Genomic DNA, 19606 nt, shown 5'->3' with positions numbered 1-19606 from the left:
GTCCCCTGACCTGAGAGAGGCTCCCGTGTCCGAAGGCGTCGACCCCGCGGCGGCCGCGCTGCTGCGGCTGATCGGGCTGATCGCGGCGGACGCCTCGGACGACGAGCTCGCGGCGCCGGCCCGGGACCTGAAGCGGTCCCGGGCCGGCGCCGAGGCCGTCGCCGCCGTCGAGGAGGCCACGGAGTCGGTGCGGCGCATCCGCGGGACGCTGGCGCAGCGGCGCCGCCGGGAGGCCGAGCTGGCGGCCCTGTTCGACACGGCCGGGGACCTCGCGGCGCTGCGGAACCTCGACTCGGTGCTCCGCGCGATCGTCCACCGGGCCCGGACCCTGCTGGGCGCGGACCTGTCGTACATCGCGCTGCGCGACCCGGACGCGGGCGACACGTACATGCGGGTCACCGACGGGTCGGTGTCCGCGAAGTTCCAGCAGCTGCGCCTGGGCATGGGCGAGGGCCTCGGGGGCCTGGTCGCGGAGACCGCGCTGCCGTACGCGAGCACCGACTACCGGGTGGACTCGCGGTTCAACCACACCGACCGGATCGACACGGCCGTGACCGAGGAGGGCGTCCACGGGATCGTGGGCGTCCCGATGCGCGTGGGCGAGCAGGTCATCGGGGTGCTGTTCGCCGCGGACCGGGCGCCGCGCGGGTTCGCGCCCGACGACGTGGCGATGCTCGTGTCGCTGGCGAACCATGCGGCCGTGGCGATCGAGAGCGTCCGGCAGCTGGAGGAGGCCCGGCAGGCGCTGCGCGAGCGGAGCCGCGCCGCGGAGACCTCGGCGCGGCTGAACGGGGCGCTGCGGCGGGCCGCAGACGCGCACGACCGGCTGACGGGCCTGGTGCTCTCCGGCGGCGACGTCGCGGACCTGGCGTCGCAGACCGCGGAGCTGTTCGCGGGCCCGATCGGGATCTACGACGCGGAGGGCACGGAGCTGGCGCGGGCCGGGGACGGCGCGGTGCGGTTCGTGGCCGAGGGCGTGGACGGCTCGCAGGCGTCGCGGAGCGCGGTCCTCGCGGAGGGCCTGTGGGTGTGCGCGGTCATGGCGGGCCCGGAACCCTTGGGCTCCATCGTGCTCGGCGGCCGGGCGGACCTCGCGGAGGCGGACCGGCAGCTGTTCGAGCGGGCCTCGCTGGTGACGGCGCTGCTGCTGCTCCTGCGCCGGTCGGTGGCGGACGCGGAGGACCTGGTGCGGGGCGAGCTGCTCGACGACCTGCTCACGGACGCGGGACGGCGCCGCAGCGGCGGGTCGAGCCTGGGACTGCGGGCCGGGAAGCTCGGGATCGACCTGGGCCGCCCGCACGCGGTGTTCGTCCTCGACGGCCCCGTGCAGCCGCGCCTCGCGTTGGAGGCGAAGCGGTTCGCGCGCGCCGAGGGCGGGCTCGCCGGGGGCCGGGACGGGCGCCCGGTTCTGCTGCTGCCCGCCGACGACCCCGGCGGGCGCGCCGCGAAGCTCGCCGCCGGGTTCGCGCGGACCGCGGGCCAGCGCGTGACCGTGGGCGCCTCCGGCCGCGTCGCGGACCTGGAGCGGCTCCCGGAGGCGTACGCCGAGGCCGTGCGGTGCACCGAGGCGATGCTGACGCTGGACCGGCGCGGCGAGGGCGCGTGCATGGAGCAGCTCGGGTTCATCGGGGTGCTCCTGGGCGAGGCCGGCACCGGCGCGTTCGTGGAGCGGACGCTCGGTCCGCTCCTGGACTACGACCGCAGGCGCGGCACCGACCTCGTGGGGACCCTGGAGGCGTACTACGCCGCTGGCGGGCACCTCGCGAAGACCAAGGCGGCGTTGAACGTCCACGTCAACACCGTGTCGCAGCGGCTCGACCGGATCGCGGCGGTCCTGGGCCGGGACTGGAACTCCCCCGCGCGGTCGCTGGAAGTGCAGCTGGCGCTCCGGGTCCACCGGCTCTCCGGGTCGGGCTGACCTACCTGGCGCGCAGCACGACCGCGTCGCCCTGACCGCCGCCGCCGCAGAGCCCCGCGGCGCCCACGGCGCCGCTGGGGAGCTGGCGCGAGAGGGTCTGCACGAGGCGGGCGCCGGAGGCGCCGAGCGGGTGGCCGAGGGCGATGGCGCCGCCGTCGCGGTTGACGCGCTCGGGGTCGACCCCCAGTTCGCCCGCGGACGCGAGGGCCACGGCGGCGAACGCCTCGTTGATCTCCACGGCCTCGAAGTCGGCCACGGCGACCCCGGCCTGCGCGGCGGCGGTCTGGATGGCATGGGAGGGCTGGAGGAGCAGCGAGTTGTCGGGGCCCGCGACGGTGGCGTACGCGAGGATCTCGGACTCCCAGTCGAGGCCGAGGCGCTCGGCGTTGGAGCGGGTGGTGAGGACGAGCGCGACGGCGCCGTCGTTCATCGGCGAGGAGTTCCCGGCGGTCAGCGACCCGTCGGGGGTGAACGCGGGGCGCAGCCCGGCGAGGCCGTCGAGGGTCGTCTGCGGGCGCGGGCCCTCGTCGGCGTCGACAATCGCCTTCCCGGTGTCGACAGGGGCGATCTCGGCGGCGCGGGCGTCGGTCCCCTTGGCGGCCTTCTGCTGCGAGGAGAGCGCGAACGCGTCCTGGTCGGCGCGGGCCAGGCCGAGGCGCTGGGCGTGGCGCTCGGTGGACTCGCCCATGGAGACGCCGTCGTAGGCGTCGGTGAGGCCGTCGAACGCGGCGTGGTCGAGCATCGTGACGTCCCCGTACTTGAAGCCGCGGCGCGAACCGGGCAGCAGGTGCGGGGCGCGGGTCATGGACTCCATGCCCCCGGCGACGACGAACTCGCATGCGCCCGTGCGCAGGAGGGCGTCGGCGAGGCCGACGGCGGTCATGCCGGAGAGGCAGACCTTGTTGACCGAGAGGCTCGGCACGTGCATGGGGACGCCCGCGGCGACGGCGGCCTGGCGGGCGGGGTTCTGGCCGCACCCGGCGGGGAGCACGTGCCCGAGGATCACCTGCCCGATGCGGGCGGGGTCGACGCCGGAGCGTTCGAGGGCGGCGCGGATCGCGGTGCCGGCCAGCGCGGTGGCGGGGACGTCGGCGAGGCTCCCGCCGAAGCGCCCGATCGGGGTGCGTGCGGCGGCGAGGATGACGGTGGATTCGTGGTGGATACCCATGGGCCGATCCTAGGGGTCAGGGGCCGCCGGGTCCATGGTTCCGGTCCCCATGAGGCCCGGTGCCGGTGTGTGGCGGGCCCCCACTGCGGCGCGGGCCCGTGTCGGGGAGACTGGCACAGGCCGAGACGAAGGAGGACGGTGTGACCGGCGAGGTGCTCTGGCGGCCCGGTGCGGGCGGGACCCGCATCGAGGCGTTCGGGAAGTGGCTGTCCGGGCGGGCGGGGACCGACCTGACCGCGTACGGCGACCTGTGGCGGTGCTCGGTGGAGCGGCCGGGCCTGTTCTGGGGCGGGGTGTGGGAGCACTTCGGGCTCGGCGGGCCGGTCGCGGAGGACCGGGTGCTGCCGTCGGCGGCGATGCCGGGCGCGGTGTGGTTCCCCGATGAGCGGCTGAACTACGCGAAGGCGGTGCTGGCGGCGCCGGGCATGGACGCGGGCGACACCGCGGTCCTGGCGTACTCGGACACGCGCGGGCCGGTCGAGTGGACGCTGACCGAGCTGCGGGAGGCGGTCGCGCGGCTGCGCGCGGGCCTGCTCGCGGCCGGGATCGGGCGCGGGGACCGGGTCGCGGCGTGGATGCCGAACGTGCCCGAGACGTACGCGCTCATGCTCGCGGCGGCGTCGATCGGCGCGGTGTTCTCCTCGTGCGCGCCCGAGTTCGGGGCGCGGGCGGTCGTGGACCGGCTCAAGCAGGTCGAACCCGCGATCCTGTTCGTCACCGACGGGTACCGCTACGGCGCCAAGACGATCCGGCGGGACCAGGAGGTCGCGCAGGTCGTCGCGGAGTTGAAGCCCGAGCGGCTCGTGACGTTCTCCTATCTGGACGACGGGTTCACCGTCGGCGAGCGGTGGGAGGACTTCGGGGCCGACGGGGAACTCGCGTTCGAGCCGGTGCCGTTCTCGCATCCTCTCTACATCCTGTACTCCTCGGGGACGACGGGCCTGCCGAAGGCGATCGTCCACGGCCACGGCGGGATCGCGCTCGAACACGCGAAGATGCACGGCCTGCACCACGACCTCGGCCCCGGCGACCGGTTCTTCTGGTACTCCACGACCGGGTGGATGATGTGGAACTACCTGGCATCGGCGCCGGTCGTGGGCGCCTCGGTGGTCCTGTTCGACGGCGCGCCGGACCCGGAGGGCCTGTGGCGCCTCGCCGAGGAGTCCGGGGCGACCTACTTCGGGACGAGCGCGCCGTTCCTCATGGCCTGCCGCGACCGCGGCATCGTGCCGAAGGACGTCGCGGACCTCAAGCGGCTCAAGGGCATCGGCTCCACGGGAGCCCCGCTCCCGGCGGTCGGCTTCGACTACGTGTACGAGTCGGTCTCCGCGACGGCCCAGCTCCAGTCCCTCTCCGGCGGCACCGACCTGTGCACCGGATTCGTCGGCGGCGCACCGAACGTGCCCGTGTGGCGCGGCGAGCTGTCGTGCCGGTGCCTCGGCGCCGACGTGCAGTCGTACGCGCCCGACGGGACCCCTGGGATCGGCCGGGAGGGCGAGCTGGTGATCACCTCGCCGATGCCGTCGATGCCCGTGGGGCTGTGGGGGGACCGCGAGAACGAGCGGTACCGCGACACCTACTTCGACCGGTACCCGGGCGTGTGGCGCCACGGCGACTGGATCACGATCACCGACCGCGGCTCGGCCGTCATCTCCGGGCGGTCCGACGCGACGCTCAACCGCGGCGGCGTGCGCATGGGCACCGCCGAGTTCTACTCCGTCGTGGAGGCCGTCCCGGGCGTCACCGACTCCCTCGTGGTCCACCTGGACGAAGAGGACCGGCTGCTCGTGTTCGTCGAGGCGAGCGTGGAGGTGGACGCGGACCTCAAGCGCGCCATCGCGACCGCGATCCGCACCGAGCTGTCCCCGCGGCACCTGCCCGACGAGGTGATCGCCGTCCCGAAGATCCCGCGGACCGTGACCGGCAAGAAGATCGAGGTCCCCGTCAAGCGCATCCTGCAAGGCGTGCCGGTCGACCAGGCCGTCGCACCCGGTGCGCTGGCCGATCCGACTGCGCTGCAAGCGTTCCTGCCGCACGTCTGAGCGCCGCCGCGTTCGAGCGACCGGCCGCCGAGAATGTCGGCCGGTCGCTTTAGGCTGCACGGCATGACGAATCCCCCCAGCGAAGACCGGCTCGTGCTGCCCCCGAAGTGGCAGCGCCACGTGATGCCGCGGCGCGGCCGGGACGAAGCGGCGCCCGTACCGCTCGACCCCGATGCACCCCAGGACATCCAGAAGCGCATCGCCGACAACTGGGCGCACATCGAGCAGGGCGCCGACGGGAACGAGAACTACACCGGTGCGATCCGCGAGCACCTCAAAGGACGGTTCGACCCGGCCGGCGCGGCCGCGCTCATGCACCTCCTGGACGCCAACGGGAAGCAGACCGTCCCGCCCGCCGAGCGGCTCCGGCACCTCGACGCGTGGGTCGCCGCGCACGGCCTCGGCTTCGCCGCCGCGGCCGTCCTCGAATCCGCGCTGGTCTACAACGGCTCCTACGCCCAGGACGACCGGTCGGTCTTCGACGGGCACTTGCGGACCTACCTCCGCTGGGACGAGCCGAAGGGCTGGAGGAACGCCGAGCCCGCGGCCCACCGCATCCGGGCGATGCTCGCCGCCGCGAGCGAGGAGGAGTACCGGGTCGCCGTCGACACGGTGGCGCAGTTCCGGACCGACCCGGCGCGCCTCGTCGGCGCGGCCCTCCTCATGCCGACCGAGGCCGCCTGGGTCGAGGCGGCCGTCCCCGAGATGACCGGGTACTTCGAGCACCGCCGCGCCGACGACTGGATGGCCTGGCACATCGCCGCCGACCCCCGCGACTACCACCTCACGCAGCGCCGCGGCCTCACCCACGCCGACGAGCGCAACCTCGCCCCGCTCCTCGCAGGGCTCGGCGCCGACGCGCTCCCGGCCCTCGTCGGGCAGCTCGACGGCTGGTTCGAACGCCTCTCGAAACCCGCGCGCGCGGCCCTGATGACCGCCATCGGCCTCCTGCCCGACGACACCGCGACCCGGCGGCTCATCGACCGGATCGACCGCCCCGGGGCGCTCCCCGTCGCGATGGCGACCGCCGAGCGGTTCCCGCACAGGACGCTCCGGGCCGTCGCCGCGAGCGCCGCCGACGCCGACCCCGAACGGCTCCGGCTCCTCGGCGGCCTCGCCGGGTCGTCCGAAGCGATGCGGTCCGCAATGGATGATGCGGCGCCGGAGGTCCGCGACGCCGTCGCCGCGCTCCTCAACGCTGGCGACCGGGCGCCCGAGGCGACCGCCGACATGCTGCCGCCGCTGCTGGTGTCGCCGCCGTGGAAGGCCAAGCGCCCCAAGCCCGTCGTCGTGGCGGGCCTGGAACCGGAGTCCGCGACGGCCGTCGTGTGGGCCGACGAGGAGGAGCGGCACCGCTGGGCGACCCTCCGCGAAGAGGACCGCGGCGGCATGGACGAGCAGGAGGAGCAGCGGCTCCTCGCCCGCCTTGAGAAGAACGGCAGGCTCGACCGGCCGATCCTGTTCCTCGCCTGGGCGCGGATCGAAGCCGCAGAAACCCTGCTCGACCGCTGGGACGGCCGGGCGACCGACGTCTACCCCGACGAACTCCAGCGGGTGCTCGCCCGCTTCGGCACCCGCGTCGCCGACCGGCTCGTGCCGCTCGTCAAGGGCCGCGGCGCCGTCGCCGAGGCGCTCGTGCCGATCCGCAGCCTGGAGGCCGCACGCCTCGCCGCCGAGTGGATCACCAAGTCGAAGTCGCTGGCGCCCGTCGCGAAGCAGTGGTTCACGCGCCACGCCGAGGCCGCCCCGCACCTGCTCGTCCCCGACGCGCTCGGCGGCGACCGGCCCGCGCGCAAGGCCGCCACCGCGGCCCTCCGGTACCTCATCGCCGAGTACGGCGCCGAACCCGTGGCGACCGCGGCGAAAACGTACGGCGAGGCCGCGTCCGCCGCGATCGGCGCGCTCATCGGGACCGACCCGCTCGACCCCCTCGACACGACGATCCCCAAGCAGGCCCCTTGGGCCGCACCGGCGCTCCTCCCCCAGGTGCTCCTCAAGGGACGGGAGGCGGCCCTGCCCGACGAGTCGGTCGCGCACCTGCTCACCGTGCTCGCCCTGGACTCCCCCGAGATCCCGTACGCCGGGGTCCGCGTCGCCGCCGAGACCTGCGACGCCGAGTCGCTCACCGCGTTCTCGTGGGCCGTGTTCGAGCTGTGGACGGCCGCCGGGTCGCCCGCGAAGGACTCGTGGGCGTTCTCGCAGCTCGCGCACTTCGCCGACGACGACACCGTGGCCCGGCTCGAAACGCTCGTCCGGCGCTGGCCCGGCCAGGGCCAGCACAAGCGGGCCGTCGACGGCCTGGAGCGCCTGGGCGCCATCGGGACCGAGACCTCCCTGCGGGCGCTCCACTCGATCTCCCTCAAAGTGGGCTTCCGGCCGCTGAAGAAGGAGGCGGGACGCCAGATCGACCTCGTCGCCGCGCGACTCGGCCTCAGCCCCGAGCAGCTCGCCGACCGGCTCGTGCCGGACTTCGGGCTGGACGGCGACCTCGTCCTCGACTACGGGCCGCGATGGTTCGCCGTGGGCTTCGACGAGCGCCTGGTGCCGTTCGCAATCGACGCGCAGGGCAAGCGCCTGGCACGGCTCCCCAAGCCCCGCAAGGGAGACGACCCGGCGAAGGCCGAAACGGCGTACCAGCGGTTCACGCAGTTGAAGAAGGACGTGAAGAAGGTCGCCGAGCAGCAGGTGCGGCGGCTGGAGCGGGCCATGGCCGCGCAGCGGACGTGGACCGTGCCGCAGTTCCAGGAGTACTTCGTCGGCCATCCCCTGCTGCGCCACCTCGCGCGGCGGCTGGTGTGGGAGGCCGTCGCCGGGGACGCGGCGCTGGCGTTCCGGATCGCCGAGGACGAGACCTTCGCGGACGTCGACGACGAGACCGCGGCCCTGCCCGGGGACGCCGCGGTGCGGATCGCGCACCCGGCGGCCCTCGACCGGCTCGCGGACTGGACCCGGGCGTTCGCCGACTACGAAGTGCTGCAACCGTTCGAGCAGCTCGGCCGCCCGGTCCTGGCCTTCACCGAGGAGGAGCTGCGCACGGGCCGCCTGGAGCGGTTCGCGGGCAGGTCGATCAGCGTCGGGCGCGTGTTCGCGCTGACGAAGACCGGGTGGCTCACCGGCCCCGCGAACAACCTGTGGGTCGAGCCGGGCGTCCACCTGCCGCTGCCCGGCGGCGGGTACGTCGTACTGGTCCTGGACAAGGGCTTCGACGCCTACCTCGGGACCGTGGACGCCGACCAGCCCGACCAGGCGGTCCGCGCGGTGTACCTGTCGTCCGCAGCGGACTACGACGCGGCGGCGGAGCGGCGGGGGTTCCCGACCGCGATCGACGCCGTGACGGCCTCGGAGTTGCTGCGGACGCTCGACCGGTACACGGTCGAGCGCTAGGTCAGGGTCGCGGTGACGATGCGGCCCGGCCGGTCGTCGGCCCGGGCGACGACCTCGCCGTCCGGGCCCCACACGGCCGACCCGCCGGAGGCGTCGGGGTAGTCGCTGCCGGGGCCCGCGAAGCAGGCCATGGCGACCCACACGCTGTACTCGGCGGCGAGCTTCGGGATGTGGGCGTCGCGCCGGAGCGCGCCCTCCGCGTCGTGGAGGTTGCCGCCGACGTACGCGTCGATGCCGAGCGCGGCCGTGGCCTCGATGTGCGCGGCGATCGCGAAGTCGCGGCAGATGGACAGGCCGAGGCGCCAGCCGTCCACGTCCAGGACCGCGGGCGCGGACCCGGCGACGAACCGGTCGGTCTCGTCGCCGCCGGGGAACATCTTGCGGTACAGGAGCTCCGGGCCGCCCGCGTCGAAGCGGACCATCGTGATGTGCTCCTCGCCGTCCTCGGCGAGCGGCGCTCCGACGAGCGCGATCGACCCGGTCTCGGCGCACGCCTGAGTGATCGCGTCGAGCGCCGGGTCCTCAAGGGACACTGTGGGGGCGGCCATCGCGTAGGACGAGAGGGACAGCTCGGGGAAGACCACGACGCGCGCACCGGCCGCGCGGATCGCCTCGGCGTGGGCTGCGGCGTTGCCCGCGACGTCGCCGGGGCGCAGGTCGGGCTGGGCGAGCGCGATGGTCAGGGGCGGGCGGGAGGTGGAGTCCATACCGCCGACTGTAGCCCGATCCGTCAGGATTGAAGGTCCACCTGCCGGGCCTGGTCCCACACGTGGTGCCAGCCGGGGGCGAGTTCGGCGGCGCGCTCGATGGCGAGGACCAGGGAGCCCTCCCGGGCGATCCCCTTGCCCGCGATGTCGAAGGCCGTGCCGTGGTCGACGGACACGCGGACCACGGGGAGCCCGACGGTGATGTTCACGCCGTCGTCGCCGTAGACGGCCTTGAACGGGGCGTGGCCCTGGTCGTGGTAGCAGGCGATGACGAGGTTCCACTTGCCGCGCACGGCCTGCGGGATGAGGGCATCGGCGGCGATGGGGCCGTGGGCGTCGATGCCGCGGGCCTGCGCGCGGGCGACGGCGGGCGCGAGGACGTCGGCGTCCTCGTCGCCGAAGAGGCGGTTCTCCCCCGCGTGCGGGTTGAGCCCGGCGAGGCCGATGCGCGGGTGCTCGCGGCCGAGGGCCTTGCCGAACGCGGCGGCGAGCGCGATGACGTTGTCGGTGCGCTGCGGCGTGATGCCCTCGATCGCCTGGCGCAGCGAGACGTGCGTGGTGAGGTGGAACAGGTAGAGGTCGCCCGCGCCGAGGACGAGCGAGAAGTTCCGCACGTCGAACTCGTGGGCGAGGAGCTCGGTGTGGCCGGGGAACGGGTGGCCGCCGAGGTGCATGGCGGCCTTGTTGAGCGGCGGCGTCACGATGCCGTCCACTTTGCCCTCCTTGGCGAGGTCGCAGGCGCGCACGACGAACCGGTACGCGCCGTCCCCGGCTTCGGCGGAGAGCTCGCCGAGGGGGATGTCGCCGAGGGAGGGCCCGGTCTGGACGAGTTCGATGAGCCCCGGGTCGTTGGTGGCGTCCGCGGGGTCGGCGATGACGGCGACCTTGTCGGGGTCGAGGCCCGCGAGGCGGGCGCCGCGGCGCATCGCGTCGGCGTCGCCGACGACGACTGGGGCGCACCGTCCCCGCAGCTCCGGGTGTTCGAGGAGCGCGCGGGCGATGATCTCGGGGCCGATGCCGGCGACGTCGCCCTGGGTGACGGCGAGGCGGGGAATGTCCATGGTGTCGTGGTCTCCTGTGGGTCAGTGTGCGGGCTGGATGAGGTCGGTGAGCAGGCCGGGCGGGCCGAAGCCGCCCGCTTTCGTCCAGACGTCGAGGCCGGGCAGGCGCAGGAGGGGGACGCCGGGGGCGATGCGCCCGGCGACGAGGGCGCGCGGCGCGCCGAGCGCGGCGAGGGCCGCTGCGGCGCCGTCGCCGCCGACGAGGCCCACCGTCTTCGGCTGGGTCGCTTGGACGGCGCGGGCGGCGGCGGTGCCGAGGCGGTGCGCGAGGTGCTGCGCGCCTTGGGGATCGCGGACGGCGCTGGTGGAGGCGATCGCGGGCCGCGGGAGGGCGCGGATCGCGGCTTCGAGCTCGGCGTCGGTGGCGTTCGGGACGTCGAGCACGGTGTGTGCGATGCCGTGCCGCACCGCGTGCGCGGTCTGGGCGCGGGTGGCCGGGTTGAGGGAGGAGACCACGACGAGGTCGGTCGGCACGGGCGGGACGGTCACGTCGTGCGGGGTCGGGTGCCAGACGCGGGCGAGCGCGCGGGCGAGTCCGGCGGAGCCGACCGCGAGGACCGGTTGGCGCCGTTCGAGGATCGCGATGGAGGCGGCGATCCGGTCGAGGTCCTCGTCCACTTCGGCGTCGAGGACGACGATGCCGGCGGCGCCGGGCACGAGCCGGTCCACGGCGCGCGCACCGGGGACGAGGACCGTGAGGTCGCCGGTGGCCAGGGGCGTGACGGGGTCGGTCCCGGCGGGGCCCGCGGCGGCGTCGGCGCCGTCCACGAGGAGGTGCTCGGCGGCGACCGTGCGGCCCACGGCGGGGAACGCCGGGCACAGGACGGTGAGCGGGTCCCCCAGGGCCGCACGGGCTCCGGCGATCTGGTCGGCGATCGTGCCGCGACCGGTGCTGTCGATCTTGAGGTAGACGCGGTCGGCCCCGGCGGCCAGCGCGGTGCGGACGGCGCGCTCGGTGGCGTCCCGGGCGTCGGGTGCGGCGCGGGAGTCGGTGGACAGGGCCGCGGCGGTGTGGGCGCCCTCGGGCGGGGTCCAGGCCCCGGCGAGTTCCAGGTGGGCGGTCCAGCCGGTCTCGGCGAAGGCCAGCGCGGCGTCGGCGGCGCCGGTGGCGTCGTCGGCGACCACGGCGACCGAGGTCCCGGAGGTGTGCTGCACGGGCGTCACGCCTTCGCCGCGGCGAGGTGGGCGCGGGCGGCGGCTTCGAGGTGGGTGAGGTCGGAGGCGATGGTGACCATGCGGAATCCGGCGTCGAGGCGGCGCTTGGCGGTGGCGCCGTCGAGGGTGTGGATCGCGGGGACGATCCCGGCGGCGTCGGCGGCGGCGCGGGTGCGTTCGATCGCGGCTTCGAGGTCGACGGTGTGGTCGGGGTCGGCGGGGTAGGCGCCGCCGACGGCGAGCATGAGGTCGGAGGGTCCGATGTAGAGGCCGTCGAGCCCTTCGGTGGCGGCGATGGCCTCGACGTTGGCGAGTCCTTCGGCGGTCTCGATCATGGCGAGGACGAGGACCTGGCGGTCGGCGTCGGCGGGGCGGGGGCCGACGCGGAGCGCGGACCGCATGGGGCCGTAGGAGCGGCGGCCGGAGTAGCGGGCGGCGCGGACGGCGGCGGCCGCGTCCTCGGGGGTGTCGACGAGGGGGACGATGACGCCGAGGGCGCCCGCGTCGAGGGCCTGGCCGATGCAGACGGGGTCGTTGGCGGCGACGCGGACGATCCCGGCGGCGGTGTGGGCGGCGTCGACGGCCATGAGGTTGCGCAGGACCCCGTCGTAGCCCATGAGGCCGTGCTGGGCGTCGATGCCGATGTAGTCGTAGCCGGTGGTGGCGACGCGTTCGGTGGCGATCGGGGCGTCGAGGACGGTCCAGTAGCCGACGGCGGTGCCGCCGCCTCGGAGGGTCTCGGTGATGTCGTTGTGGTGCATGGTGTCTCCTCAGCGGTTGTAGGCGGGCATGGGGCCGCGCAGGGCGCGGCCGACCTCGTCGCAGGCGGCGAGCGCGTCGGCGGGCAGGGGGCCTCGGGCGAGGGCGGCGAGGTTGGCGGCGATCTGGTGCGGGGCGGAGCCGCCGACAAGGACGGCGTCGGTGACGGGGCGGCCGAGGAGCCAGCGGAGGGAGAGCTCCACGAGGGGGACGCCGGTGTCGGCGGCGATGCGGCCGAGGGCGTCGATGGCGGTGAACAGCTGCTCGTTCCAGTACCGGTCGGTGTACATGGCGGCGAGGCGGGAGGTGCCGAAGCGGCCCGCTTCGGGGCGTTCGGCGTAGCGGTGGCGGCCGGTGAGGAGGCCGCCGCCGAGGGGGTTGTAGACCATGGTGGCGAGGCCGGTGGACTGCGCGAACTCAGCGTACTCGGTGTCGAGGCCGCGGGCGACGAGGTTGTAGAGCTGCTGGGCGACGACGGGTCTGGCGATGCCGAGCCGGTCCGCGGTGGCCTGGATCTGCGCGATCTGCCAGGCGGCGAAGTTGGAGACGCCGTAGGCGCCGATGGTGCCGTCGGCGAGGAGTTCGCCGATCGCGGTGAGGGTCGCCTCGATGGGGGTGTCGCGGTCGGGCTGGTGGAGGTAGAAGAGGTCGACGCGGTCGCGGCCGAGGCGCTTGAGGCTGCCGTGGAGGCAGTCGCGGAGCGCGGCGGGCGAGAGCGGGGGGCGGTCCCCGGCGTCGGGGTGGGGCATCCCGGCCTTGGTGGCGATGAGGAACCGGTCGTCGGTGAGGAGGCGGCCGAGCATCCGCTCGGTCTCGCCTCCGGCGTAGGCGTTCGCGGTGTCGACCATGCGGACCCCGGCCGCTGCGGCGAGCGCGAGGGTCTCGGCCGCGGCGGCCTCGTCCACGGTGTCGCCGAACGTCATCGAGCCGAGGACGGCGGTGCCGTACTGGGTCGTCATGCGGTGGTCCCTTCCTTGGGGGGCACGGGGTTGCGGGGGGCCTCGCCGTTCAGGACGCGCACGACGTCCTCGGCGACGGCCATGCCCATGGCGCGGTTGGCGAGGTCGGTCTGGGCCCCGATGTGCGGGGTGAGGATGAGGTTCGGGGCGGTCAGCAGCGGACTGTCGGTGGGGAGGGGTTCACTTGCGGTGGCGTCGAGGGCGGCGCCGCGGAGGTGTCCGGAGAGGAGGAGTTCGGCGAGGGCGGTCTCGTCGACGAGGTCGCCGCGGGCGGCGTTGACGACGATCGCGCCCTCGCGCAGGGAGGCGAGCGCGGCGCGGTCGAGGATCGGCCCGCCGCCGCCGGGCAGGTGGAGCGAGACGATGTCGGCGGCGGCGAGCGCGTCGGCGAGGGTCGCCGGGCGCACGTCGGGGCCGAAGTCGGCCACGTACGGGTCGTAGGCGACCACGTTGAGCCCGAAGGCGAGGGCGCGGGCGGCGACGGCGCGGCCGATGCGCCCGTAGCCGAGGACCGCGAGGGTCTTGCCCGCGAGTTCCAGGCCGGGGAAGCGGCGCCATTCCCCGGCACGGCAGGATGCGTCCGCTTCGGGGAGGCGCCGGGCGGTCGCGAGGATGAGCGCGAGCGTCAGGTCGGCGACGCCGCCGGAGTTGGCGCCGGGGGCGTTGACGACCGTGATGCCTTGGGCCGCTGCGGCTTCGACGTCGATGTTGTCGGTGCCGGTCCCGTGCTTGGCGATCACCTTGAGCGTCGGCGAGGCCAGCGCGGGCCCGCGCACGTCGTCGAGTCCGGCGATGAGGGCGTCGCAGCCCTCGGCCTCGCCGGCGAGCGCGTGGGCGTCGAGCGGGTGGGCCGCGGCGGGGCGGACGGCCTCGATCCCGGCCTCCGACAGGACGGTCCACGGGTCGGGCGACTGCGCGCCGAAGCTCGGGGTGGTGACCAGTACTCGCATGGGTTCCCTCTCAGCCGATCGTGAATCCGAAGATGGTGGCGACCGTGTAGCTCCCGAGCAGGGCGATGGCGATGCTCGACACGGTCAGCATGACGGTCCAGACGGGGCTGCGGCGGTAGCGCCGGTCCACTTGGCGGCGCAGGACCCACACGGCGATGACGACGGCGATGAGGAACAGGCCGGAGGCGACGCCGCCGATCATGACCATGACGACCGGTGACTGGACGATGAGGAAGCTGGCGGCCCAGATGACGGGGTAGCCGACGGCGAGGACGCGGATGATGCGCTCGCGCGCCCGCACGTCGGTCCAGTCGAAGAACCCGAGGATGCCGAGGGTGTTGGTCCACAGGCGGGGCACGGACGCGGTGGAGGCGACGAACGTGGACCAGAGGACGAAGAACGCGCCGATGAGGAACAGCCACTGGGCCCAGGACCCGAGGATGTCGGTGTACATGCGCGAGAGGGTCGAGATCATCTCGTTGCCCTGCGGGACCAGGTTCTGCGGGTGGAGGACCGCGGCGCCGATGACGTAGAACGACAGCGTGCAGACCGTGCAGGTGAGCCAGGAGACGAGGGCGTCGAGGCGCATGACCTTGATCCAGCCCTCGGCGCGCTGCGCGCGCTCCTCGGTGCCGTCGTCGGGTCCGGTCCAGCGGCCGTAGCCCTTTTCGAGGACCCAGTACGTGTAGGTGGTCATCTCGTCGGCGCCGACGCCGGTGAGGCCGAACATGGCGACGGCGAAGCCGACCGCGGCGACGGGGAGGGCGAACGAGAGGCCGTCGAGGAGGTCGCCCGCGGTGTACGAGAACGGGGTGAGCGGCAGGCCGAGCGCGAGGGCCACGGTGATGAGGGTGAAGACGATGACGGAGACGACGGAGAGGCGCTCGATCATCGAGTACTTGCCGGTGACCAGGAGGATCACGGTGGCGACGAGGGTGATGCCGGTCCAGAACACGAGCGACGCGAAGCTCAGCGGGTCGCCGAGGACGGGGAACATGACCGAGAGGCAGGCGGCGGCGCCGCCGATGATGCCGCCGCGTTGCAGGACCTTCGCGAAGTCCATGACGATCCACAGCAGGGTGACCCAGGAGCCGCGGCTCGTGCGGGGTTTCACCTCGGCGTAGCCCTGGAGGGCGGTCTTGCCGGTGAGGATCGACCAGGTGGCGAGCTCGACCTGGACCCACACCTTGATGGCGGTGGAGACGATGACGAGCCAGAAGAGGACGAAGCCGGCCTGGGAGCCGAGGGCGGTGGTGGTGATGAGCTCGCCGGATCCGACGACCGCGGCGGAGAGGATCAGGCCGGGCCCGAGGTAGCGGAAGCGGCCGCGGAGGGTGCGCGGGGGTTCCTGGACGTTCCCGGGTTCGAGGGCGTAGGGGTCGAACGGCTTGGGCGGGGTGGCGGTTCGGGATGCCAATGCAGTCTCCTTTGACGCGGGCGAGGGGCCGGGGTGCTCCCGGTGCGCAACACCATACGCCTACTTGCGCAGATCGCGCAAGCCAGGTGCGCACATCGCGCAATCAGGGGTCGGTCAGGTGGGTAGGATGCACGCATGGACAAGCCTCTGTCGGCCGCGCGGCGGCGCGAGCTGATCGTCGAACGCGCCTCCCGGACGGGCCTGGCCTCCGTCGAGGACCTGGCCGGGCAGTTCGACATCTCCCCCTCCACGATCCGACGCGACCTCGCCCGGCTCCACGCCGACGGGCGGCTCGCGCGCACCTACGGCGGCGCGATCCCCGCTGTGGCGCATCCGGAGTCGTCGCTGCGCGAACGCCTCCAGGAGTCCACTGCGGAGAAGACCGCGATCAGCGACCGGGCCGCCGCGCTCGTCGGCGACGGCGAGGTCGTGCTCCTCGACGGCGGCTCCACGGTCCTCCAGCTCGCGTACGCCGTCCACGACCGGAGCCCGCTCACCGTGGTCACGGCGGCGCTCCACATCATGCAGGCCCTCGCCTCCGCGCCGGGCGTCGTGGTCGAGTGCCTCGGCGGGCGGCTGCGCGAGATGAGCGACTCGATGGTCGGCCCGATCGCCGAGGCGGCCCTGGAGCGGATGACCTTCGACCGGGTCTTCCTCGGCGCCGACGGCGTCGACGCGGCCCGCGGCATCTGCGAGGCCGACCGCGAGCAGGCCCGCCTCAAGGAGCTCATGGTCCGCTCCAGCGAGGAGGTCGTGGTCCTCGCCGACGCCACGAAGCTCGGCACCGCGCCCTTCCACGCCTGGACGCGCCTCGGAGCGGACTGGACCCTCATCACCGACGCCACCGCGACCGCAGACCAGCTCGCCCCCTTCGAGGAGCGGGGCGTGCGGGTGATCGTCGCGGACTAGCGGGGCGTCAGGCGGCCGCCGCCGCGACGGTCACCGTGTCGGAGAGGCGGTCGCGGGAGCGCATGAGGTCCTCGGGCCGGTCGGTGTAGCCGTCGAGGTCCGCGATGCCGTGGGTCTGGTCGAAGACCGTGACGTCGCCGAGGTCGCCGTGGAGCGTCAGGGTGAAGCCCTCGGCGGGGACGTTGTAGAACCAGATGACGGCCGGGGCGCCGGGCTCGGAGGGCGCGGCGATCGGGACCTCCGCGGTGGTGCCGTCGGGCAGGGTCGCCTCGGCGCGGTCGGCACTGCCGGAGACGGTGAGCCACATGGTGTCCGCGCCGCGGGGCGAGGCCACCCGGAGGACCGCGGTGTCGGCGGTGCGGGTCTCGTAGACGGCGGTCGGGGGCTCGACCTCGATCGGCTCGGCGGGGCCGAAGCCGTTGACCGCGGCGGTCTCGGTGTAGCCCGCGGGCAGACCGGAGCCGTCGAGGCCGTCCTCCGTGACGTACCCGGCGGTCCACTCGGACCGGTCGAGGTCCGTCGAGACCCACGCGGCCGCACCGGTGTCCGAGTTGAGCACATAGGACAGGTACGCCTGGCGCGGGTGCTCGGGGCCGAAGCGGTCCACGGCGAGCCCCGTTCCGACGAGGGCCAGCGCGACGAGCGCGGCGGCGGCCGGGACGTAGCGGATGCGGAAGCGGCACATCGTGAGCAGCGGCAGCACGGGCGCGGCGAAGAGGACGATGAGGACCGCGGGGACGGCGGCGAGCTCCATGCCGAACGCTTCGAGGAGGTTCGAGGTCCAGCTCAGCTGGACCGCGGCGGGGACGAGGAGCAGCGCGAAGAGCGCGTAGCCGACGAGGCGGGCGCGGCGCGGGCGCGGTTCGAGGAGCATCGCGGCGAGGACGCCGACGGCCGCGAGCGCGGGGATCGCGAACACGAACGACAGGCCGGGGACCGCGACGGCGGTGAGGGTGGCGAGGACGGCGAGCCAGGCGAGGGGCGCGAGCGCGGCGGCGGCCCCGCCGAGGCGGCGGCGCGCGGCCGCGTACCAGGCGGTGAGGGCCGCGACGCCGAACGCCAGGATCGCGAGGTAGTAGAAGGTGCGGTTGAACAGGAGGCCGTACTGGTCGGCGTAGCCGGGGCGCAGGGCCTGGAGGGCGGGCCAGAGGGCGACCGCGGCGGCGCCGGAGACGGCGATGGGGAGGAGGAAGGTGCCGAACGCGATCGCGAAGCGGGGCAGGCTGAGTGCGCGCCGGATGCGGGCGAGGGCGACGGCGGCGGCCGCGGCGGCGAGGCCGAGGAGCGCGATCGGCAGGTTCCAGACCTCGCCGTAGTGGACGAACAGGCCGAGGAAGCCGAAGAACGTCTGGTCGCGGTCGGTCTCCAGGTCGGCGAGGTCCATGCCCGCGAGGGCGCGGGCGGTGCCGAGGAGGTTCTCGCCGTGGTGCTGGAGGCTGGCGGGGTCGAGGTGGTCGGTGTCGTCGTGCGGGGTGTGGTACCAGGAGGCGCCGCCGATGAACGCGGCGTTGAGTCCGATGTAGCCGGCCTCGTGGAAGCGGGTGAAGTCGGTGTCGTTGGGGAGCTGGCGGTACGCCTCGATCGCGGAGGAGTCGCCGTGGGGGCTGGGGGCGTGCTCGGCGAAGACCTCGATGAGGCCCGCGTTCTCGGTGGAGGTCTCGAACATGAGCGAGGGCCCGGAGACGCCGCGGGCTTCGAGGTTGAAGACGACCGTGGGGGTCTCGCCCGCGGGGTGGCTGCGGGCGTAGGCCTCCGCGCCGAACAGGCCCATCTCCTCGCCGTCGGTGATGAGGACGACGACGTCGTTGCGGTGCGGCCCTTCAAGGCTCAGGGCGCGGGCGGACTCGACGATCGCGGCGACCCCGGAGGCGGCGTCGGCGGCGCCGGGCCCGGAGGGCACGGAGTCGTAGTGGGAGGTGAGGAGGACCGTGCCGGTGGGGTCGGTGCCGGGGAGGGTGGCGACGATGTTGTCGACCACGCCGAAGCGCACGCGGGCGTCGCCCTCGCCGGAGTCGCGGGCGAGCTCGGTCTGGATCTCGACGTCGAAGCCGAGGGATTCGAGGTCGGCGGCGAGGAGGTCGCGCACGCGGTCGTGCTCGGCGGTGCCCATCGGGTGGGGCTCGACGGCCATGGCCTCGACGGTGGCCCAGGCGCGGTCGGCGCTGAACTCGTCGGCGGGGGCGTCCGCGGCGGCCGGGGCGGGCGGCGTCTCGTCGATCGCCCAGTTGGCGATCCCGATGAGCGCCAAGGCGGTCAGGACGGCGAGGGCGGCCCAGGGCCGCGGGGGCAGGTGCAGGACGGGGCCGCGCATGTTCGGTCCTCTCAGAGTGGGCGCCCTCACTCTACTGCCGGGTAACGGGCCGTGGCGCTACCGGAGCCGGTCGAGGAGGTCGGTGAGCGCCGCGGTGAGGGCGGCGCTGTTCGCGGCGTCGAACCAGGCGGTGCGGATGCGCTCGTTGGAGCCGCCGGGGGTCTCGTGGTCGGCGGCGAGGCGGTCGAGGGACCGGTCCGGGTCGGCGAGGGAGCGGCCGAGGTTGCGGAAGAGGCCGCGCACGTACCGCTCGGCGTCGGCGGCCGGGACGCCTTGGGCCGCGGCCCATCCGGTGAGGGCCGCGAGGTAGGCGTAGTGGGTGGAGAGGGTCCCGGTGAGCGCGGAGTAGACGCCGAACTCGGCCTCGTCGGCGGTGGGCTGGACGCCGCCGAGCCGGTCGAAGAGGGCGTCGGCGACCGGGTGGGCGGGGTGGGTGACGGTGATGGAGGCGCGCTCGCGCACGGCGGGCAGGGGGATGGCGCGGACGAGGTCGGCGCCGGTGCCGAGTTCGCGGCGCAGCTCGGCGAGGGACACGCCCGCCATGACGCTGACGACCGTCTGGGAGTCGCGGAAGCGCAGCCCGGCGAGGGCCTCGCGGCGGTCGGGGACGCGGACGGCGAGGACCACGGTGTCGGCGCCGTCGACCACGGCCTGGTTGTCGGCGCAGACCTCGGCCTGCTCGAAACGGTCGGCGAGGGCCTTCGCGGCGTTTGCTCCCCGTGGGGAGAGGAGGACCCGGACGGGTTCGCCGCCGGGCGCGCACAGGCCCTCGGCGATGGCCCGGCCGATCTCGCCGACGCCGACGATGCCGATGCGCTGCATGGGTCCTCCTCAGGGTGGGTCCGTCGGGCAGAACGGTACCCGCA

14 protein-coding genes are annotated in these 19606 nt (G+C 74.4%); 4 read left to right on the top strand and 10 right to left on the bottom strand.

What is annotated here, in order from left to right; all coding sequences use genetic code 11:
* Positions 1–25: 25 nt before the first annotated feature.
* Entirely contained in the window at positions 26–1918 is a 1893-nt protein-coding gene (locus AB0A65_RS18980; RefSeq protein WP_359952806.1) for a GAF domain-containing protein, read from the top strand.
* 1 nt (position 1919) lies between these two features.
* Here the strand turns inward: AB0A65_RS18980 and AB0A65_RS18975 are convergent, their stop codons facing one another.
* Positions 1920–3086 (bottom strand): acetyl-CoA C-acyltransferase, encoded by a 1167-nt coding sequence (locus AB0A65_RS18975; protein WP_359952805.1) that lies wholly within the window; start codon positions 3084–3086, stop codon positions 1920–1922.
* Positions 3087–3226: 140 nt separating this feature from the next.
* Here AB0A65_RS18975 and AB0A65_RS18970 point away from each other — a divergent pair, with 140 nt between their 5' ends.
* Complete coding sequence (locus AB0A65_RS18970) at positions 3227–5128, top strand: acetoacetate--CoA ligase (protein ID WP_359952803.1); 1902 nt, start codon at positions 3227–3229, stop codon at positions 5126–5128.
* A gap of 63 nt (positions 5129–5191) precedes the next feature.
* Entirely contained in the window at positions 5192–8512 is a 3321-nt protein-coding gene (locus AB0A65_RS18965; RefSeq protein ID WP_359952801.1) for a DUF4132 domain-containing protein, read from the top strand.
* On the opposite strand, the gene AB0A65_RS18960 is transcribed toward AB0A65_RS18965, so the two are convergent.
* From AB0A65_RS18960 to AB0A65_RS18930, 7 genes are read right to left on the bottom strand one after another with little or no spacing between them, the layout of a single operon-like run.
* Positions 8509–9219, bottom strand: coding sequence for a carbon-nitrogen hydrolase family protein (locus tag AB0A65_RS18960; RefSeq protein ID WP_359952799.1), 711 nt, complete (start codon positions 9217–9219; stop codon positions 8509–8511). The genes AB0A65_RS18965 and AB0A65_RS18960 overlap by 4 nt on opposite strands.
* 23 nt (positions 9220–9242) lie before the next feature.
* A complete protein-coding gene (pdxA, locus tag AB0A65_RS18955; RefSeq protein ID WP_359952798.1) occupies positions 9243–10280 on the bottom strand; it encodes a 4-hydroxythreonine-4-phosphate dehydrogenase PdxA in 1038 nt (345 codons plus the stop codon).
* 21 nt (positions 10281–10301) lie between these two features.
* A complete protein-coding gene (locus AB0A65_RS18950) occupies positions 10302–11435 on the bottom strand; it encodes a four-carbon acid sugar kinase family protein (protein WP_359952796.1) in 1134 nt (377 codons plus the stop codon).
* Positions 11436–11440: 5 nt separating this feature from the next.
* The gene (locus tag AB0A65_RS18945; RefSeq protein ID WP_359952794.1) at positions 11441–12196 is read right to left on the bottom strand and encodes an aldolase/citrate lyase family protein; all 756 of its coding nucleotides are present in this window, start codon (positions 12194–12196) and stop codon (positions 11441–11443) included.
* Positions 12197–12205: 9 nt separating this feature from the next.
* A complete protein-coding gene (locus tag AB0A65_RS18940) occupies positions 12206–13153 on the bottom strand; it encodes an aldo/keto reductase (protein WP_359952793.1) in 948 nt (315 codons plus the stop codon).
* Positions 13150–14103 (bottom strand): phosphoglycerate dehydrogenase, encoded by a 954-nt coding sequence (locus AB0A65_RS18935; protein ID WP_359952791.1) that lies wholly within the window; start codon positions 14101–14103, stop codon positions 13150–13152. Before AB0A65_RS18935 ends, AB0A65_RS18940 begins: the two co-directional genes overlap by 4 nt.
* 10 nt (positions 14104–14113) lie before the next feature.
* Positions 14114–15520, bottom strand: a complete 1407-nt coding sequence (locus AB0A65_RS18930) for an Nramp family divalent metal transporter (protein WP_359952789.1) — start codon at positions 15518–15520, stop codon at positions 14114–14116.
* Positions 15521–15655: 135 nt separating this feature from the next.
* Between AB0A65_RS18930 and AB0A65_RS18925 the strand changes: the two genes are divergently transcribed.
* On the top strand, positions 15656–16429 hold the full coding sequence (locus AB0A65_RS18925; protein WP_359952788.1) for a DeoR/GlpR family DNA-binding transcription regulator: 774 nt from the start codon (positions 15656–15658) through the stop codon (positions 16427–16429).
* Positions 16430–16436: 7 nt separating this feature from the next.
* Here the strand turns inward: AB0A65_RS18925 and AB0A65_RS18920 are convergent, their stop codons facing one another.
* Both AB0A65_RS18920 and AB0A65_RS18915 read right to left on the bottom strand, forming a co-directional pair.
* Positions 16437–18740 carry a M28 family peptidase gene (locus tag AB0A65_RS18920; protein WP_359952786.1) on the bottom strand — a complete coding sequence of 768 codons (2304 nt, stop codon included), beginning with the start codon at positions 18738–18740 and terminating at the stop codon, positions 16437–16439.
* Between the two features lie 57 nt (positions 18741–18797).
* A complete protein-coding gene (locus tag AB0A65_RS18915; RefSeq protein WP_359952784.1) occupies positions 18798–19562 on the bottom strand; it encodes an NAD(P)-binding domain-containing protein in 765 nt (254 codons plus the stop codon).
* Positions 19563–19606: the final 44 nt, after the last annotated feature.

Source organism: Glycomyces sp. NPDC047010, from assembly GCF_040644205.1.
Lineage (GTDB): Bacteria > Actinomycetota > Actinomycetes > Mycobacteriales > Micromonosporaceae > Glycomyces.
This window is presented reverse-complemented; position numbering and strand designations above follow the sequence as displayed.

Excerpts from the sequence above, each read along its gene's own strand:
- AB0A65_RS18925 (WP_359952788.1), top strand. The coding sequence starts at position 15,656 with ATGGACAAGCCTCTGTCGGCCGCGCGGCGGCGCGAGCTGATCGTCGAA.
- pdxA (WP_359952798.1), bottom strand. The coding sequence starts at position 10,280 with ATGGACATTCCCCGCCTCGCCGTCACCCAGGGCGACGTCGCCGGCATC.
- AB0A65_RS18915 (WP_359952784.1), bottom strand. The coding sequence starts at position 19,562 with ATGCAGCGCATCGGCATCGTCGGCGTCGGCGAGATCGGCCGGGCCATC.
- AB0A65_RS18965 (WP_359952801.1), top strand. The coding sequence starts at position 5,192 with ATGACGAATCCCCCCAGCGAAGACCGGCTCGTGCTGCCCCCGAAGTGG.
- AB0A65_RS18960 (WP_359952799.1), bottom strand. The coding sequence starts at position 9,219 with ATGGACTCCACCTCCCGCCCGCCCCTGACCATCGCGCTCGCCCAGCCC.
- AB0A65_RS18935 (WP_359952791.1), bottom strand. The coding sequence starts at position 14,103 with ATGCGAGTACTGGTCACCACCCCGAGCTTCGGCGCGCAGTCGCCCGAC.
- AB0A65_RS18975 (WP_359952805.1), bottom strand. The coding sequence starts at position 3,086 with ATGGGTATCCACCACGAATCCACCGTCATCCTCGCCGCCGCACGCACC.
- AB0A65_RS18940 (WP_359952793.1), bottom strand. The coding sequence starts at position 13,153 with ATGACGACCCAGTACGGCACCGCCGTCCTCGGCTCGATGACGTTCGGC.
- AB0A65_RS18945 (WP_359952794.1), bottom strand. The coding sequence starts at position 12,196 with ATGCACCACAACGACATCACCGAGACCCTCCGAGGCGGCGGCACCGCC.
- AB0A65_RS18920 (WP_359952786.1), bottom strand. The coding sequence starts at position 18,740 with ATGCGCGGCCCCGTCCTGCACCTGCCCCCGCGGCCCTGGGCCGCCCTC.